This is a genomic window from Stagnimonas sp. FW305-C-60, from assembly GCF_058782965.1.
The window spans coordinates 26,826-45,385 of the sequence record NZ_JBYSYF010000009.1 but is presented as its reverse complement, the minus strand read 5'-3'; the positions used below and the strand labels follow the sequence as shown (position 1 = coordinate 45,385).

Here is an 18,560-nt window from a genome sequence, read left to right as displayed (position 1 = left end):
AGGTGCAGGGGCACGGGTCGTTATTCTGACGAAGTTGTGCGTTGCAGCAAAATCAGTGCCGACGAGCCTGGATGCGGTCGGTGAGATCGCGCAAGGGGTCGGCGCGTTGGTCGAAGCCGGCCAGTGCCGCCAGTGCCTCTTCGAACAGGGCGCTGGCTCTGGCCTGGGCGGCGTCCAGACCGAGCAGGCGCACATAGGTGGACTTCACGCTGGCAGCGTCCTTGCCGGCGGTCTTGCCCAGGGTGCCGGTGCTGGCGGTGACGTCCAGCACATCGTCCTGAATCTGGTAGGCCAGGCCCAGGGCGCGGCCATAGCGGTTCAGCGCCAGACGCGACTCCGGGTCGGCCGTGGGCGCGGCCGACAAGGGTAGTTCCAGACAGGCCAGGATCAGGGCGCCGGTCTTGTGGCTATGCAACTGCTCCAGCTCGGCGAGGCTCAGGCTGGCGCCTTCGGCTTCGAGATCGGCCTGCTGGCCACCAGTCATGCCCCGGGAGCCGCTGGCACGCGCCAGCTGACAGAGCATTTCGGCCCTTGCCTGGGCGCTGAGCGGAGCGGCGCAGGCCAGCACCTCGAAGGCCAGCGTCTGCAGGCCGTCGCCGACCAGGATCGCGGTGCCCTCGTCATAGGCCTTGTGCACGGTGGCGCGGCCGCGGCGCAGGTCGTCGTTGTCCATTGCTGGTAGATCATCGTGCACCAGCGAGAAAGCGTGGATCAGCTCCACCGCCAACGCCGGCGCGTCGAGCTGCTCCGGGGCCAGGCCCAGCGTCTCGCCGGCGCCGTAGACCAGCAGCGCGCGCAAACGCTTGCCGCCCTCGCTGGCATAGCGCATGGCGCCGTGCAGGCGCGCAGGGTAGGCCTCGGCCGGCGGCAGCGCGGCATCCAGCGCCGCGTGCAGGCGCGCGCGCCGGGACAGCTCCCAGGCGGAATAATCACAGCGGTTCATTCGCTATCGTCAGCCGTCTTGCCAGGGACCAGGGTCTTGATCTTCAGTTCGGCACTGTCCAATGCGCCGCGGCACTCCTGGCTCAGGGCCATACCGCGTTCGAACAGGCTCAGCGATTCCTCCAGCTTCAGCTCGCCCCGCTCCAGCTTCTGGACAATGGCTTCCAGCTCTTTCATCGCCTCTTCAAAGCGCGCGACCGGGTCGGGCGTCAGCGGGCTGGTTGCGGGTATCGAGGACATGCCGGTTCCAAGTCGAAGGCCGGCATTTTAGCGGTACCCCGGACCCGGCGGCGGTCGACGGCTCAGCGGCCGGATTCCGGCCGCGCACTCAGCACCTGGGCGTAGCTTTGCCGGTAGCGCTGCGCCGAGGCCGACCAACTGAAGTCGCGCGCCATGCCCTGACGCCTCAGCTGCTTGCGCAGCTGCTGGTCGGCGCAGAACTCCAGGCCGCGCCGCAGCCCCCAGAGCAGGCCGTCGACATCGGCATGATCGAACAGTATTCCGCTGCCTTCTTCCGCCGCCGGTGAGCCGCCGCGCGCGTCGACGACGGTGTCAGCCAGACCGCCGGTCCGGTGCACGACTGGAATGGTTCCGTAGCGCTGCGCGTACATCTGGTTGAGACCGCAGGGCTCGAAGCGAGAGGGCATCACCAGCAGGTCGGCGGCAGCGGTCAACTGGTGCGCCAGCACCTCGTCGTGCGCGAGGCGCACCGCCAGACGGCCGGCAGGCGCCCGCCCGGCCCAATCGCGGAAAGCCGCTTCCAGCTTTGGGTCGCCGCTGGCCAGCACCGCCAACTGCAGAGGCAGCTGCATCAGCTCGTCCTGGGCGGCAAGCAGCAGGTCGGCGCCTTTCTGGTCGGCCAGGCGGCCGATGAACACCACCAGGGGCAGCGTCTGGCCGCGCGTCGGCGGAGTCAGGCCCAGCGTCGAGGAAACGGCAAGGCGGTTGGCCTGCTTGCCGGCCTCGACCGTGCGGGAGTCGTAATGCCTGACCAGATGCGGGTCGGTGGCCGGATTCCAGATCGCGGTGTCGATGCCGTTGACGATACCGATCAGCCGGTCGGCCCTGGTCGCGAGCAGGCCATCGAGGCCACAGCCGAAGGCGGGTGTCTGGATCTCCCTTGCATAGGTGGGGCTGACCGTGGTGATGAGATCGGCGTAGTTGAGGCCGCCCTTCATGCAGGAAAACCCGCCCCAGAATTCCAGGGCTTCGGGGGACCACCATTCCAGAGGCAGGCCCAAGGTCTCGAACGCCTCGCGGCCGAACTGTCCCTGATAGGCCAGGTTGTGGATGGTGAAGATCAGGGCCGGCCGTCGCGGCGCCGCGGCAAGCCAGGGGGCGGCGAGCGCGGTCTGCCAGTCGTGCAGATGCAGGATCTGCGGAGCGAAGCCGGCGGCACCCTCCGCGACGAAGGCCGCCAAGGCGGCGGAGAACGTGCCGAAACGCAGGGCGTTGTCGGCATAGGGTTGTTGCGACTCGTCGGCGTAAGGGCCGCCGGCGCGGTCGAACAACTGGGGTGCGTCGAACAGATAGACCGGCAGCCCGTCCGCCAATGCCCCGCGCAGCACCGTGTAGCGGATGCCGTTGATCTCATGGCTGGACAGCGGCTCGACACGGCCCAGGCTCCGGGCCACTCCGCGATAGGCCGGCAAGGCCACGCGGGCATCACAACCCAGCGAGCGAAGTGCGGCGGGCAGGGCGCCAGCGACGTCGCCCAAGCCGCCGGTCTTGGCCAAGGGGAAACACTCTGCGGCGGCGTGGAGAACACGCAAGTCGGATGTCATGTGTTACAGAGTAGCGAATCCGCTCCGGATATCGACAGACGACCCCACTTAACCACTAGGATAAGCGCATCAATCCGTAGGTGGCGCTGGCGTCGGATCGGGGGAGGGACTGCATGAGCAGCACGAGCACGAGCAACGAGCAGGACAGCCGTTTCGTCAGCCGCCTGACTCGCGACACCCTGGCGCTGATCATGGCGGGAGGACGCGGCAGCCGGCTGATGCAGATGACGCTGTCGCGCGCCAAGCCGGCGGTGCCCTTCGGTGGCAAGTTCCGCATCATCGACTTCACCCTCTCCAACTGCATCAACAGCGGCATCCGCCGGGTCGGCGTGCTCACCCAATACAAGAGCCACTCGCTGATCCGCCATCTGCAGCAGGGCTGGGGTTTTCTGCGTGGCCAGTTCGGCGAGTTCATCGAACTGCTGCCCGCCGAGCAGCGCGGCGAGGCCTACGACTGGTACTCGGGAACCGCGGACTCGGTGTACCAGAACCTGGACTTCATCCGCCGCCATCAGCCGGCCTATGTGCTGGTGCTCGCCGGCGACCACATCTACAAGATGGACTACGGGCCGATGCTGGCGCAGCACGCGCGTACCGGGGCGCAGGTCACCGTCGGTTGCATCGAGGTGCCGGCCGAGGAGGCCAACGGTTTCGGAGTGATGCAGGTCGATGCCGCCAACCGCGTGGTCGAGTTTCAGGAGAAGCCGCAAGCGCCCCATTGCCTCGCCGACAAGCCCGGGGTGGCACTGGCGAGCATGGGCATCTATGTGTTCGACGCGCGCTTCCTGCTGGAGCAGCTGTCGCGCGATGCCGGCGTGGGCGAGTCCAGCCACGATTTCGGCAAGGACGTGGTGCCCTCGCTCATCGCCGGCGGCAAGGTTTACGCCTACCGCTTCAGCGACCTCTACGAACCCGGCCGCCAGGGCTACTGGCGCGATGTCGGCACCATCGACTCCTACTGGCTGGCCAACATCGAGCTCACCTATCTGGTGCCGGAGCTCAATCTCTACGACGCGCAATGGCCGATCTGGACCCTGCAGGAGCAGGTGCCGCCCGCCAAGTTCGTGTTCGAGGAGGAGCCGGCTGCCGGCACGGCGGTCGAATCCCTGGTTGCCGGCGGCTGCATCGTCTCGGGCGCACAGGTGCGGCGCAGCGTGCTCTCGGTCAATGTCCGGATCGAACGTGACTCGCAGATCGAAGACTCGCTGCTGCTGCCGGGCGCGCGTATCGGCAGCAATTGCCAGATCAGGCGCGCCATCATCGACGAGAACTGCGTCATCCCCGATGGCAGCCGCATCGGCTGTGACAGCAGCCTCGACAGGAAGCGCTATTACGTCAGTGCTGGTGGCGTGACCCTGGTGACACGCGAAATGCTGGACGCCTGAGGCGTGGCTGGCACCACTAACTGCGAGCCTGTGCCCCTGGGGTTGGATGCAAGCGCCGCGGCGGCCCTGAGCGGCGGGCAGGTGGGCGATCCGTTTTCGCTGCTGGGCCCGCAACCCTGCGACGCCGGCTGGCTGGTACGCGCCTACCTGCCCGGCGCGCTGGGGGTCGATCTGGTCGATGCCGGCAGCGGCCAGGTGCTGGCGGCGATGCAGGCGCTGTCGCCGCCTGGGCTCTACGCGGCGCGGCTCGGGTTGCGCCGACCTTACCGCCTGCGTATCCGCTGGCCGGCGGCTGGTGGTGGCGAGGCCGAGCAGGAGACCGAAGACCCTTACTCCTTTGGCCTGTTGCTGGGCGAGCTGGATCTGCACCTGATCTTCGAGGGCCGCCACCGCGAACTCGCGCACTGCCTGGGCGCTCAGGCGATGGTGGTGGAGGGCGTGGCTGGTGTCCGTTTCGCGGTCTGGGCGCCGACGGCCCGGCGGGTGTCGGTGGTCGGCGCGTTCAACGGCTGGGACGGCCGCCGCCATGCCATGCGTCGCCGCGTCGAGAACGGAGTCTGGGAGTTGTTCCTGCCTCGCTTGGCGCCGGGGGAGGTCTATCAGTACGAACTGCTGACCGCCGACGGAACCCTGTCGCGCAAGGCCGACCCCTTGGCCCGTCAGGCGCTGACCGCGCCGCAGACCGCCTCGGTGGTCTTCGATCCGACGCCGTTCGCCTGGAACGACGCAGGCTGGCTGGCCGAGCGTGGACAGCGCCAGTCCAGTGGCAGGCCGATGAGCATTTACGAAGTCCATGCTGGCTCCTGGCGCCGGCACCCGGACGGACGCGCCTACCAATGGGGGGAGCTGGCGCAGGCGCTGATCCCCTATGTGCTGGAACTCGGCTTCACCCACATCGAGCTGCTGCCGGTGATGGCGCATCCCTTCGGCGGGTCCTGGGGCTATCAGCCGCTGTCGCTGTTCGCGCCGCAGCCGGAATGGGGCGAGCCGGCGGCGTTCGCCGGCTTTGTCGATGCCTGTCATCAGGCCGGGATCGGCGTGCTGCTGGACTGGGTGCCCGCCCATTTTCCCGCCGACCCCCACGGCCTCGCCCGCTTCGACGGCAGTGCGCTCTACGAGCACGCCGATCCGCGCGAGGGGTTTCATCGCGACTGGAAGACCCTGATTTACAACTTCGGACGCAGCGAAGTCGCCGGCTTCCTGATCGCTTCCGCCTTGTACTGGCTGCGCCACTACCACCTCGACGGCCTGCGGGTGGATGCGGTCGCCTCGATGTTGTACCGCGACTACTCGCGGACGCCGGGTGAGTGGCTGCCCAATCGCTACGGCGGCCGGGAGAACCTCGAAGCGGTGGACTTTCTCCGCGCCCTCAACGAGGCCGTGCGGGAACACAGTCCGGGCTGCCTGATGATCGCCGAGGAATCGACCTCCTGGCCGGGGGTCACGGCGGCGGTGGCCGATGGCGGACTCGGCTTTTCCCACAAGTGGAACATGGGCTGGATGAACGACACGCTGGCCTACGCGCGTCTGGATCCGGTCTACCGCCGCCATGCCCACGACCGCCTGACCTTTGGCCTGATGTACGCCTATGCGGAGCGCTTCGTGCTGCCGCTGTCCCACGACGAGGTGGTGCATGGCAAGGGCTCGCTCTGGCGCAAGCTGCCGGGTGACGACTGGCAGCGTTATGCCGGCCTGCGCGGCCTGCTCGGCTGGATGTGGGCGCATCCGGGAGGAAAGCTGCTGTTCATGGGCGGCGAGCTGGCGCAGAAAGCCGAGTGGAACCACGACGCCGAACTCGACTGGGCGGCCCTCGCGCATGCCGCCCCCCAGGGGGCCTGGCATCGCGGCCTGCAGGCAGTGGTGCGCGACCTCAACCGGCGCTACCGCGAACAGCCGGCGCTGCATGCCGAGGATCACCGCCCGGAGGGATTCGAGTGGCGGCTGGTCGATGCCCGTGCCGAGAGTCTGTTCGCGTTCTGCCGTCACGCGGCCGACGCGTCACCGGTCTTGGTGGTCAGCAATTTCACACCGGTGCCGCGTCACGGACTCCGGCTGGGCGTGCCGCGCGCCGGGCGCTGGCGCGAGCTGTTCAACAGCGATGCCGCCGAGTACGGCGGCGCCGGCGGCGGCAATCTCGGCGGCGTACTGGCCGAGCCGGGCGACTATCACGGCCGGCCGGCCAGTCTGAGCCTGTTCCTGCCCTCGCTGGCGACGATCTGGCTGATCTGGGAAGGCGGGGCCTGATGCCGTTGCCGGCGCCGTTGCCGCACCTGGAACCCTGCCCGCCGGGGCCGCTGGGCGCGCATCCCTATCGCCAGGGCTTGCGCTTCTGCGTCTATTCGGCGGCCGCGGAGTGGCTGGAACTCTGCCTGTTCGATCGTGATGGCCAGTCTGAACTGGCGCGGCTGCGTATGCCCGAATGCAGTGGCGGCGTCTGGCATGGCTATCTGCCCGGAGCCGGCCTGGGCCTGGTCTATGGCTATCGCGCCCACGGACCCTACGCACCCGCCCGCGGCCTGCGGTTCAACCCGCATAAGCTCCTGCTGGACCCCTATGCCACCGAGTTGCGCGGCGAGCTGATCTGGCACGACGCCCTGTTCGGGCATCACCGCGAGGTCGCGGCGGCGCAGCCGGACGAGCGCGACAGCGCCCCCTACATGCCCAAGGCGGTGGTGGTCAGCGAGGACTACGACTGGCAGGGCGATCGTCCGCCGGAGGTTCCCTGGTCACGGACGGTGATCTACGAGTTGCACGTCAAGGGCTACAGCCGCCTGCGTGCGGATCTGCCCGAGGCCTTGCGTGGCGGTTACCGGGCGCTGGGCCGGCCGGAAGTCCGGGCCTATCTGAGCGATCTGGGAGTGACGGCGGTGGAGCTGCTGCCGGTGCACGCCATGGTTCGTGAACGCCGGCTGCTGGAACGCGGCCTGACCAATTACTGGGGCTACAACAGCCTGGCCTATTTCGCGCCGGAGCCCGCCTATGGCAGTCGCGACGATCTGAAGTGGGCGGTAAGGGAGCTGCACAAGTCCGGCATCGAGGTGATCCTCGACGTCGTCTACAACCACAGCGGCGAGGGCGACGAGACCGGCCCCACCCTGAGTCTGCGCGGCCTGGGCAATGCCGAGTACTACCGCTTGCAGCCCGAGGACCGGTCGCGCTATCTGAACTACAGCGGCTGCGGCAACACCCTGGATTTCAGCCGGCCGCGCGTGGTCCAGCTGGTGATGGACTCCCTGCGCCACTGGGTCCAGGCCTATCACGTCGATGGCTTCCGCTTCGATCTGGGCGTGGTGCTGGGTCGCGGGGTGGGCGGCTACGACCCTGCCACCGGTTTCTTCCACGCCCTGTTGCAGGACCCGGTGCTCAGCCGGGTCAAGCTCATCACCGAGCCCTGGGATCTGGGGCCCGAGGGCTATCAGCTGGGCCGGCAGCCTACCGGCCTGGCGGAATGGAACGACCGCTACCGGGATCAGCTGCGGCGTTACTGGAGAGGCGACGCCGGCACCCGCGGCGCGCTGGCCACCGGTCTGCAGGGCTCGGCGGACCGTTTCGACCATGCGCGCCGCCATCCCTGGGCGAGCATCAACTACCTTACCGCGCACGACGGCTTCACCCTGGAAGATCTGGTGAGCTACAGTCACCGGCACAATGCCGCCAATGGCGAGCACGGGCGGGACGGACATCCCCACAACGAGTCCTGCAATTGGGGAGTCGAGGGCGAGAGCGAAAACGCCGAGGTCAGGGCCAGGCGCGAACGTATCCAGAGGGCCTTGCTGGCCACCCTGGCGTTCAGTCACGGCACGCCGATGTTCCTGGCCGGCGACGAGTTCGGGCAGACCCAATCCGGCAACAACAATCCCTACTGCCAGGACTCGCCACTGACCTGGCTGGACTGGAGCCGGCTCGATCAGCCGCACGGACGGATGCTGCACGACTGCCTGCGCCAGTTGCTGCGCCTGCGCCGCGAGCATCCTGCGCTGCGCAGCGCCGACTTCCAGCACGGCCGGGAGATCCTGCCGGGCTGGCCGGACACCAGTTGGTTCGACGAGCGGGGCCGGCCGCTCTCGACCCAGGATTGGCAGTCGCCGCTGGGACAGTTGCTGGGGCTGCGCAGGGTGGCCGCGCGGGAGCAGGGCGAGGGCTACGAGGTGTTGTATCTGCTGTTCAACGCCGGCATCGTCGATCAGGAGGTCCAGCTGCCGCCGCCGCTGCTGGACACCGAACTGCTGTTCGATAGCGAGGACCCGGCGCCGATGCCACGTCCCTGGCGTTCGGCCAGCTACCGACTGCGTGGCCAGAGCGTGGCGCTGCTGGCGGCAGCTCTGCCGGAACCGGGAGCCAGGGCATGAGTGAGTCCAGTTCGGCGCTGATGGCGCTGGCCGAGGAGGCCGGCATCGCGGTGCATTGGCAGGACTACCAGGGACAGACCAGGACGGTTTCCGACCCGGTGCTGCAGGCGCTGCTGAGTGCCCTGGAGCTGCCCTGCGCGAGCCGCGGCGACATCGCCCATAGCCGCGCCCAACTGGCGGCCGAAGGCGCCGCCGGGCAGTGGCCGGCACTGCTGACCGGCGAGGCCGGGCGAGCGCTGCCGCTGCCGTCCTGCGCGGCCGACCTGCCCGCCGTCGACGTCCTGCTCGAAGCCGGAGGCCAGCGGCGCCTGCCGGTCTCGCGCGCTGCCGATGGCAGGCCCTGGCTGGCGGCAATTCCGGAGACCGGTTACCACCTCCTGCTGGTTGGCTCCGGGGCGCCACCGACACTGGCCATCGCTCCGGCCAAGGCCTTTCCGATCTCGGCCCTGGCCGAGGGTCGCCGCCTGCATGGCCTGGTGGCGCAGTTGGCCTCGCTGCGCAGGGCCGGCGACGGCGGCATCGGTGATTTCGGCGGCCTGGCGCAGCTGGTCGCGGCGGCGGCTCCGGCCGGAGTGGATGCGCTCGCCATCAGCCCGGTGCACGCGCTCTACGCCGGTGATCCCGACCGCTATGCGCCCTATTCGCCGTCGAGCCGGCTGTTCCTCAATCCGCTTCACGCCGATCCGGCGATGGTGCTGGGCGAGGCGGCGGTGGCCTCGGCCCTGGCCGCCAACGGCTTGGCCGGCCTGTATGCCGAACTGGAGGCGCTGCCGCTGATCGACTACCCCCGCGCGGCGCGTGCCAAATGGCGCCTGCTGCGGGCGCTATGGCAGGCGCAGGCCGGCGAGCTGGAACAGGGCGAGTCGCCCTTGGCGCGGCGGTTTCGCGCCTACCGCGCAGGCGGCGGTCGCGCGCTGCTCGATCACGCGCGCTTCGAGGCTCTGCAGGTCGGGCAGGGCGGGGCGGACTGGCGGCGCTGGCCGGCCGAGCTGCGCGAGTCCGGCAGCGCGGCAGTCGAGGCCTACGCCGCCAATCACGCGGCGGAGGTGGGTTTCCATTGCTTCGTGCAGTGGCTGGCCGCGGACGGCCTGGCCGCCGTGCAGGCCGGCGCGCGCGCCGGTGGCATGCGGATCGGCCTGATCGGCGATCTGGCGGTGGGCACCGACGGCGGTGGTAGCCACGCCTGGAGCAATCCGCACGATCTGCTGCGCGGGGTGAGCATTGGCGCGCCGCCCGATCCCCTCGGCCCCCTGGGGCAGAACTGGGGGCTGACCACCTTCTCGCCGCGGGCCCTGAAAGCCCAGGGCTACGGTCCTTTTCTGGAGTTGCTGCGCGCCAACCTGCGGCATGCCGGTGGAATCCGCATCGACCATGTGCTCGGCCTGCGCCGGCTCTGGCTGGCGCCGGAAGGCGCGGCACCGGGCGAGGGCGCCTATCTGCGCTACCCCACGCAGGACCTGCTGCGGCTGGCGGCGCTGGAATCGCACCGGCACCGGGCCATCATCCTCGGCGAGGACCTCGGCACCCTGCCGGCCGGTTTCCAGAGCGAGCTCGCCGAGGCCGGCGTGCTGGGCCTGCGGGTGCTGTATTTCCAGCGCGAGCACAAGCTGTTCGTCGAGCCGGAGCGCTGGTCGGCGAGCGCCGTGGCCACCACCTCCACCCACGATCTGCCGACCGTCGCCGGCTGGTGGGCCGGCCGCGACCTGGACTGGCGCCGCCGCCTGGACCTGGTCGATGCCGAGGCGCAGGCCGGCGAAGAAGCGGAGCGGGAGGAGGGGCGGCAATGCCTGTGGTCGGCGCTGGAGCATGCCGGACTGGTCCAGGGCACGCGGCCGGAGCCGGCGGCTGGCGCGGCGGTCGTCGATGCCGCCTGCGCCTTCGTCGCCCGCAGCCCGGCGCCGCTGCTGCTACTGCCGCTGGAAGACCTGCTGGCCCTGGAGGAAGCACCCAACCTGCCCGGCACCGTCAGTGGGCACCCCAATTGGCAGCGCCGGCTGCCGGGCGAGGCGGGACGGTTGCTGGAACAAGCCGAGGTCGGCACCCGGCTGGCGCTGGTCCGCAGGGAGCGCGGGGCTGGTTCCTAGACCCAGACGACGCAGCCCATCTCGAACGGGTGCGACAAGGCGTCGTGATGAGGGCGCATGCGCAAGCGGTAGCTCTGCAGACCCGGCAGCGGTTCGAGGTCGAGTGCGTACAGATGGGCCTCGCCGACGGTGCCGGTGCTGGTCAGGGTTTCGGTCTTCTGGGGCTGGAAAACTCCCTGCGAGTCCTCGCGACCGACCACGCATTCAACCACCACGTCGGCAGGCGTCAGGCCATTCAGCCGGGCGTGGATCCGCAGCGGCAGGGTCTCGCCGTGGTAGAGCGCCTCGGGGTGGGGAGCTGCGGTCTGCAGGGACACCCCCGGCCACTGTGCGTGGACCCGGCGCTTCCAGGCCGCCAGATCCTTGGCGAGGCTACCGCCTGCGGCGGTGAACCTCGCGGTCTGCCGCGCCGCCGGGCCGTAGTACTGGCGCACGTAGTCCATCACCTGCCGCGCCGAATTGAAGCGCGGGATCAGTGTCTTCATCGCGTTCTTGCTGATCTGCACCCACTCGGGCGCGTAGCCATACTTGCGCGGACCGTAATACAGCGGCGCCACCTGGTGTTCGAGGATGTCGAGCAGTTGCCGGCATTCCTCCTGGTCGCGGTGCGCGCGGGCGGTGGCGTCGTCCGCCAGTTGGCCCCAGTAGCGGGGATCGACCGGCTTGATCGCGAAACCGTTGATCTGGCTCAGGTCGCCGCCGACATAGCCCTCGTCCCACCAGCCGTCGAGCACCGAGACATTGACCACGCCGTTGATGCCGGCCTTCTCGCCGCTGGTGCCGCTGGCCTCCATCGGATACTCGGGGTTGTTGAGCCAGACGTCGCAACCCTGCACGAGGTTGCGCGCGAGCAGCATGTCGTAGCCCTCGATCATGATCAGCCGGCCGATGAACTCCGGCTTCATGCTGGTCTCGTAGAGCTTCTTGATCAGCGCCTGGCCGGGCAGATCCTTGGGATGCGCCTTGCCGGCGAAGATCAGGATGGCGGGGTGATCGGGGTTGTTCAGCAGCCGCGCGAGCCTCGCCTCGTCGGCGAGGACCAGGGTGGCGCGCTTGTAGGTGGCGAAGCGCCGCGCGAAGCCCAGCACCAGGCTGCGGCTGTCGGGATTGGCGATGTACTGGGTGGCGTGGTTGATGATCGCTTCCGGCACGCCGTTCCGGCGCAACTGCCGGCGCAGCCGCTCGGCGACATCCAGCAGCAGGTCGTGCTTGAGCTTGTGGCGCACCGCCACGAAGGCGTCGTAGGGGATATTGTCGATGCAGCGCCAGTGGTCGACATCCAGCAGCTTGCTGCGCCATTCGCGGAAGCTGTCGTGGAACAACTGCGTCCAGGCGCGGGCGATGAAGGTGTGCATGTGCACGCCGTTGGTGACGTAGCCGATCGGGTTGTCTTCCGGCGCCACCTGCGGCCACAGCGCCTGCTCCATGCGGCTGGCGACCCCGCCGTGGATCTTCGAGACACCGTTGTGGAAGCGGCTGCCACGCAGGGCGAAGGTGGTCATGTTGAAGCGTTCGGCGCTCGGCTCCAGCGCTCCGAGTTGCAGCACCCGCGCCTCCGGCACCCCGAGTTGCGGCAGCAGACTGCCCAGATACCAGCGCAGCTTGCCGTGGTCGAACACGTCATGGCCGGCGGGCACTGGGGTGTGGGTGGTGAACACATGGCTGGCCGCGACCAGCTCCAGCGCCGAGTCGAAATCCAGCCCCGCCTGCACCTGCTCGCGGATGCGTTCGAGGATCATGAAGGCGGCGTGGCCCTCGTTCATGTGCCAGACCGTCGGCCCGCTGGCCAGGGCCGGCGTCGCGCTAGGCTGCCGGCCCAGCGCCCGCAGCGCGCGCACGCCACCGATGCCGAGCACGATCTCCTGCTGGATGCGGGTGTCGTTGTCACCGCCGTAGAGCTGGTAGGTGATCATGCGGTCGGCGGCGGAGTTCTCGGCGACGTCGGAATCCAGCAGATAAAGCGCCGACAGGCTGATCCGCGCCACCCAGACCCGCAGCTGCACCAGCCGGTCGGCGATTTCCACCGTCACCCTCAGCTCGCTGCCATCGGCGTTCAGGCATAGCGAGATCGGCAGGTCGGCGAAGTCCACCGCATGGGGGATGGCCTGCTGGTTGCCCTGGCCGTCGATCTGCTGGATGAAATAGCCCTGACGGTACAGCAGGCCGACGCCGACAAAGGGAACGCCGAGGTCTGCTACCGCCTTGCAGTGGTCGCCGGCCAGGATGCCCAGACCGCCGGAATAGATCGGAAAGCTTTCGTGCAAGCCGAACTCGGCACAGAAATAGGCGACCAGATCCCGGTCGGCGTCGAGGTATTTGTCGATCTCCGGGCGGTGGCCAGCGGCCAGGTGGGAGTCGAAGGAAGACAGCGCCGAGTGGTAGTCCTCGAGAAAGTCACGGTCCGCCGCCACCTGTTCCAGCCGGGCCTGATCGACCCGGCGCAGGAACAGCTTGGGGTTGTTGCCGCAGTCGCGCCAGAGCTCGCGGTCCAGCCGCCAGAACACCCCACGCACCTCACGGTCCCAGGAATACGCCAGATTGCCGGCAATCTCCTCCAAGCGACGGATATTGCTGGGAATACGGGGGCGTAACTCGAGGCGAAAGGTCTGGCCTTGCATGGCGCGCTCGCAATGGATGGGGTCCGTATCTCAGTGTAGCCAGCTCCGGGCCGGTGTTGCGCCCGACCGCGAAATTCCAGGGCGGTTGTGGGCTGGCGCCGGCTCCGGTACCTTGCCGCCCTCTCGCAGGTAGCCCCACGACATGGCTCAGCAGCAATACGACGTCAATGCCATCGAAGTCCTCGACGGCCTGGACCCGGTGCGCAAGCGCCCGGGCATGTACACCGACACCAGCCGCCCCAACCATCTGGCGCAGGAAGTCATCGACAACGCGGTCGACGAGGCCCTGGGCGGCTATGCCAAGCAGGTGCAGGTCACGCTCTACGCCGACGGTTCCTGCGAGGTGCGCGACGACGGCCGCGGCATCCCCACCGACATCCACCCGGTGCACAAGATCAGCGGTGTCGAGCTGGTGCTGACCAAGCTGCATGCCGGCGGCAAGTTCAGCAACAACAACTACCAGTTCTCCGGTGGCCTGCACGGTGTCGGTGTGTCAGTGGTCAATGCCCTGTCCACCCGCCTGGAAGTCTCGGTGCGCCGCAATGGCGTCGAGCAGGCCATGCACTTCGAGAACGGCTACACCGCCAGCCCCCTGCGCGAGGTGGGAACCTGCGCGAAGAAGGACACCGGCACCCGGGTGCGCTTCTGGGCCGACCCGAAGTATTTCGACTCGCCGAAGTTCTCGCTGCCAAGGCTCAAGCAGATCCTGCGCGCCAAGGCGGTGCTCTGCCCGGGGCTCAAGATCACGCTCAAGGACGAGCCGGGCAACGAGGAGACGGTCTGGTACTACGAGAACGGCCTCACCGACTACCTGCTCGACGCGGTCAAGGGCCAGGAGATCGTGCCGGCCGCGCCGTTCACCGGCCAGTTCAAGTCGCCGCGCGAAGAGGCCGAGTGGGCGCTGGCCTGGGTCAATGCCGACGGCGTCGGCGAGCTGCTGGCGGAGAGCTACGTCAACCTCATCCCGACCATGCAGGGCGGCACCCATGTCAACGGTCTGCGCACCGGCCTGACCGAGGCGATCCGCGAGTTCTGCGAGTTCCGCAATCTGCTGCCGCGCGGCATGAAGCTGGCCCCGGAGGACATCTGGCAGGGCCTGGCCTATGTGCTGAGCGTGAAGATGCAGGATCCGCAGTTCGCCGGCCAGACCAAGGAGCGCCTGTCTTCGCGCGAGACCGCCGCCTTCGTCAGCGGCGTGGTGCACGACTCCTTCGGGCTCTGGCTCAACCAGCACCCGGACGAGGGCGAGCGCGTCGCCCAGCTGGTGATCGCCAATGCCAGCGCGCGCATGAAGGCCGCCAAGCAGGTGGTGCGCAAGAAGATCACCTCCGGCCCGGCGCTGCCCGGCAAGCTCGCCGACTGCGTGCTCACCGACTTGAACCGCACCGAGCTGTTCCTGGTCGAGGGCGACTCCGCCGGCGGCAGCGCCAAGCAGGCGCGCGACCGCGACACCCAGGCGATCATGCCGCTGCGCGGCAAGATCCTGAACACCTGGGAAGCCACTGCCGGCGAGGCCATCGCCAGCGAGGAAATCCACAACATCAGCGTCGCGATTGGTGTTGATCCCGGCAGCCCCGACCTCAGCGGCCTGCGCTACGGCAAGATCTGCGTGCTGGCCGATGCCGACTCCGACGGTCTGCACATCGCCACCCTGTTATGCGCGCTGTTTCTGCGCCACTTCCGGCCGCTGGTGCAGGCGGGCCATGTCTACATCGCCATGCCGCCGCTGTTCCGCATCGACGCCGGCAAGCAGGTGTTCTACGCGCTCGACGAGGGCGAGAAGCAGGGCGTGCTGGACCGGCTCGCCGCCGAGGGCAACAGGGCCAAGGTCCAGGTGACCCGCTTCAAGGGCCTGGGCGAGATGAATCCCTTGCAGCTGCGCGAGACCACCATGAGCGCCGACACCCGCCGCCTGGTGCAGCTGACCCTGGACGAACCGGAGGCCGAGTCCGGCCTGGTCAACACCGACGGTCTGATGGACATGCTGCTGGCCAAGAAGCGCGCCGGTGATCGCAAGAACTGGCTGGAAGAGAACGGCAACAAGGCGGAGATCGAGGTATGAGCAGCACCCCGATGATGGAGGTCGAACGCACACCGCTGCGGGTGTTCGCCGAAAAGGCCTATCTCGACTACTCGATGTACGTGGTGCTCGACCGCGCCCTGCCCAACATCGCCGACGGCTTGAAGCCGGTGCAGCGGCGCATCGTCTACGCGATGAGCGAGCTGGGCCTGCAATCGACGGCCAAGCACAAGAAGTCGGCGCGCACCGTCGGCGACGTGCTTGGCAAGTACCACCCGCATGGCGACTCGGCCTGCTACGAGGCCATGGTCACCATGGCCCAGCCCTTCAACTACCGCTATCCGCTGGTGGACGGGCAGGGCAACTGGGGTTCGGCGGACGATCCGAAGTCCTTCGCGGCGATGCGCTACACCGAGTCGCGGCTGACGCCCTATGCGCAGGCGCTGCTGCAGGAGCTGGAGCAGGGCACGGTCGACTGGGCGCCGAACTTCGACGGCACGCTGGAAGAGCCCAAGCTCTTGCCGGCGCGGCTGCCCAACATCCTGGTCAATGGCACCACCGGCATCGCGGTCGGCATGGCCACCGACATCCCGCCGCACAACGTCGGCGAGCTGGTGAAGGCCTGCCTGCACCTACTCAAGCACCCGAACGCCCAGCTGGAAACGCTGATGGAGTTCGTGCCGGCGCCGGACTTTCCGACCGGTTGCGAGATCGTCAGCGAGTCGGCGGACCTGTTGAAGCTCTACCAGACCGGCAACGGCCAGATCCGCATGCGCGCGCGCTGGGAGCGCGAGGACGACGGCAATATCGTCATCACCCACCTGCCGCACCAGGTCAGCGGCAACAAGATCCAGGAGCAGATCGCCGAGCAGATGCGGGCGAAGAAGCTGCCGCTGGTCGAGGACCTGCGCGACGAATCCGACCACGAGAATCCGACCCGCCTCGTCATCGTGCCGCGCAGCAACCGCGTTGACGCCGAGCAGTTGATGGCACATCTGTTCGCCACCACCGATCTCGAAAAATCGGCGCGCGCCAACCTCAACATGATCGGCCTCGACGGCCGGCCGCGGGTGAAGAACCTGCGCGAGATCCTGGTCGAGTGGCTGGACTTCCGCTTTGCCACCGTCACCCGCCGGCTCAACCACCGGCTGCAGAAGGTCAACGACCGCCTGCACCTGTTGGAAGGCCTGCTGATCGCCTTCCTGAATCTGGACGAGGTGATCCGCATCATCCGCTTCGAGGACGAGCCGCGCCTGAAGCTGATGCAGACCTTCGCGCTCTCGGAAATCCAGACCGACTACATCCTCGACACCCGCCTGCGCCAGTTGCAGCGGCTGGAAGAGATGAAGATCAAGGGCGAGCAGGACGAACTCGCCGCCGAGAAGGCGCGCATCGAGGCGCTGCTGGATTCCGAAGACGCGCTCAAGAAGCTGATCGGCGAGGAGCTGCGCGAGGATGCCAAGAAGTACGGCGACGCGCGCCGCTGCCCGATGGTGGCGCGGCCAGCGGCGGTGGCGCTGGCCGCCGAGGAGATCTTGCCGGCAGAGGCGATCACCGTGGTGCTGTCCAAGGCCGGCTGGATCCGTGCCGGCAAGGGCCACGAGCTGGACCCGACCACGCTTTCCTACAAGGCCGGCGACGAATACTTCTGCCACGCCCAGGGCAAGACCAACCAGCTCCTGATCCTGCTCGACGACAAGGGCCGCGCCTACACGCTCAACCCGCGCGAGCTGCCTTCGGCGCGCTCGCAGGGCGAGCCGATCACCACCCGCATCGACCTACAGGACGGCGGCAAGGTGGTGGCGATGCTGCTCGGCGAAGCCGGCGAGAAGCTGCTGCTGGCTGGCAGCGACGGCTACGGCTTTGTCGCCAAGCTGGGCGATCTGGAAGGCCGCAACAAGGCCGGCAAGGCGGTGGTGAATATCGAGGGCGCGCTGCTGGCTCCGCTGCGGGTCGGCGACAGCGCCAGCGATCGCGTCGCGCTGGCCACCGCCGAAGGCCGGCTGCTGGTGTTCCCGGTGGCGGAACTGCCGGAGCTGGCCAAGGGCAAGGGCAACAAGCTGGTCACGCTCAAGGGCGAGGACCGCATCCTCGCTCACTGTGTGCTGCCGGCCGGCGCGCCGCTGGAGATCACCAGCGGCAAGCGCACCTACACGCTCAAGGCCAGCGATCTCGAAGGCTATCTCGGCTCGCGCGCCACCCGTGGCAACCATCTGCCGCGCGGCTTCCAGAGGGTCGACGTCATGCGGCCTGATCTGCCGACGAAACCTCAGGCTTGAGTTCGTGGTCACAGTCTCCACAATCCCTTGACACTTTGTTTTCACGACAATCCGCCATGAAACGCATTGCCTTGTTCCTGCTCACCAATCTCGCCGTGGTCCTGGTACTCGGCGTGGTCTGCTCGCTGCTCGGCGTCGACCGCTACCTGACCAAGAACGGTCTCAACCTCACCTCGCTGCTGGCGTTCTCCGCCGTCATGGGCATGGGCGGCAGCTTTATCTCGCTGGCGATGAGCAAGTGGATGGCCAAGCGCAGCACCGGCGCCAAGGTCATCACCCAGCCGAGCAATTCCGCCGAGCTGTGGCTGGTGCAGACGGTGGAGCGCCAGGCGCGCGCTGCTGGCATCGGAATGCCGGAAGTCGCGATCTACGATTCGCCGGAGCCCAATGCCTTCGCCACCGGCATGAACAAGAACAGCGCCCTGGTGGCGGTTTCCACCGGTCTCCTGCGCAGCATGAAGCAGGAAGAAGTCGAGGCGGTGCTGGGCCACGAGATCGGCCACGTCGCCAATGGCGACATGGTGACGTTGACCCTGATCCAGGGCGTGGTCAACACCTTCGTGATCTTCCTCTCGCGCGTCATCGCCTACGCGGTGGACCAGTTCCTGCGCCGTGGCGACAGCCGCGACAGCGGCCCCGGTATGGCCTACATGCTGGTGTCAATGCTCATGCAGGTGGTGCTGGGTATCGGCGCCTCGATGATCGTCGCCGCCTTCTCGCGCTACCGCGAGTTCCGCGCCGATGCCGCCGGCGCGCAGTTTGCCGGCCGCCGCAAGATGATCGCCGCCCTACAGCGCCTGCAGTCGTTCAAGGACAGCCCCAGCCAGCTGCCCAAGGAGATGACCGCCTTCGGCATCCGCGAGGGCATGATGGGCCTGTTCTCCTCGCACCCGCCGCTGGAAAAGCGCATCGCCGCGCTGGAGCAGGCGCAGGGCAATTAGCGAAAAGGCGGCCTTCGGGCCGCCTTTTCGGTGAGGGCGGCGGCTGCGCCGCCTGTGAGGGCGCCAGCATCGCTGCGCTCGCTGGCTGTGAGTCACTCCCCGCTGCGCGGGGCGTTGTGAGGGGAAGCGTAAGACAGGGCGCGGCCGTTTCTTGGCTT

At 68.2% G+C, this 18,560-nt stretch carries 11 protein-coding genes; 7 read left to right on the top strand and 4 right to left on the bottom strand.

Annotated elements, in window-relative coordinates; genetic code table 11:
* Positions 1 to 52 precede the first annotated feature (52 nt).
* The 3 genes from AC3WT6_RS16875 to glgA form a co-directional block, all read right to left on the bottom strand.
* Entirely contained in the window at positions 53 to 943 is an 891-nt protein-coding gene (locus tag AC3WT6_RS16875) for a polyprenyl synthetase family protein (RefSeq protein ID WP_492654768.1), read from the bottom strand.
* Positions 940 to 1,182 (bottom strand): exodeoxyribonuclease VII small subunit, encoded by a 243-nt coding sequence (gene xseB, locus AC3WT6_RS16870; RefSeq protein ID WP_492654767.1) that lies wholly within the window; start codon positions 1,180 to 1,182, stop codon positions 940 to 942. The genes AC3WT6_RS16875 and xseB overlap by 4 nt, the downstream gene beginning before the upstream one ends.
* A gap of 62 nt (positions 1,183 to 1,244) precedes the next feature.
* Positions 1,245 to 2,726: a glycogen synthase GlgA gene (gene glgA, locus AC3WT6_RS16865; RefSeq protein ID WP_492654766.1), complete on the bottom strand. Its 1,482-nt coding sequence runs from the start codon at positions 2,724 to 2,726 to the stop codon at positions 1,245 to 1,247.
* 113 nt (positions 2,727 to 2,839) lie between these two features.
* Here glgA and glgC point away from each other — a divergent pair, with 113 nt between their 5' ends.
* Genes glgC through malQ form a run of 4 tightly spaced genes read left to right on the top strand, consistent with a single transcriptional unit; the run spans position 2,840 to position 10,544 of the window.
* The gene (gene glgC, locus AC3WT6_RS16860) at positions 2,840 to 4,111 is read left to right on the top strand and encodes a glucose-1-phosphate adenylyltransferase (protein WP_492654765.1); all 1,272 of its coding nucleotides are present in this window, start codon (positions 2,840 to 2,842) and stop codon (positions 4,109 to 4,111) included.
* Positions 4,112 to 4,114: 3 nt separating this feature from the next.
* Positions 4,115 to 6,355, top strand: a complete 2,241-nt coding sequence (gene glgB / locus AC3WT6_RS16855; RefSeq protein WP_492654764.1) for a 1,4-alpha-glucan branching protein GlgB — start codon at positions 4,115 to 4,117, stop codon at positions 6,353 to 6,355.
* The gene (glgX, locus tag AC3WT6_RS16850) at positions 6,355 to 8,460 is read left to right on the top strand and encodes a glycogen debranching protein GlgX (RefSeq protein WP_492654763.1); all 2,106 of its coding nucleotides are present in this window, start codon (positions 6,355 to 6,357) and stop codon (positions 8,458 to 8,460) included. Before glgB ends, glgX begins: the two co-directional genes overlap by 1 nt.
* Positions 8,457 to 10,544 (top strand): 4-alpha-glucanotransferase, encoded by a 2,088-nt coding sequence (malQ, locus tag AC3WT6_RS16845; RefSeq protein WP_492654762.1) that lies wholly within the window; start codon positions 8,457 to 8,459, stop codon positions 10,542 to 10,544. Before glgX ends, malQ begins: the two co-directional genes overlap by 4 nt.
* On the opposite strand, the gene glgP is transcribed toward malQ, so the two are convergent.
* Positions 10,541 to 13,162, bottom strand: a complete 2,622-nt coding sequence (gene glgP / locus AC3WT6_RS16840; protein ID WP_492654761.1) for an alpha-glucan family phosphorylase — start codon at positions 13,160 to 13,162, stop codon at positions 10,541 to 10,543. The two genes, malQ and glgP, sit on opposite strands and share 4 nt — an antisense overlap.
* Positions 13,163 to 13,304: 142 nt before the next feature.
* Between glgP and parE the strand changes: the two genes are divergently transcribed.
* Genes parE through htpX form a run of 3 tightly spaced genes read left to right on the top strand, consistent with a single transcriptional unit; the run spans position 13,305 to position 18,402 of the window.
* A complete protein-coding gene (gene parE, locus AC3WT6_RS16835; protein WP_492654760.1) occupies positions 13,305 to 15,224 on the top strand; it encodes a DNA topoisomerase IV subunit B in 1,920 nt (639 codons plus the stop codon).
* A complete protein-coding gene (gene parC, locus AC3WT6_RS16830; RefSeq protein WP_492654759.1) occupies positions 15,221 to 17,461 on the top strand; it encodes a DNA topoisomerase IV subunit A in 2,241 nt (746 codons plus the stop codon). Before parE ends, parC begins: the two co-directional genes overlap by 4 nt.
* A 56-nt stretch (positions 17,462 to 17,517) precedes the next feature.
* Positions 17,518 to 18,402, top strand: a complete 885-nt coding sequence (gene htpX / locus AC3WT6_RS16825; RefSeq protein WP_492654758.1) for a protease HtpX — start codon at positions 17,518 to 17,520, stop codon at positions 18,400 to 18,402.
* The last annotated feature ends 158 nt before the right edge of the window (positions 18,403 to 18,560 follow it).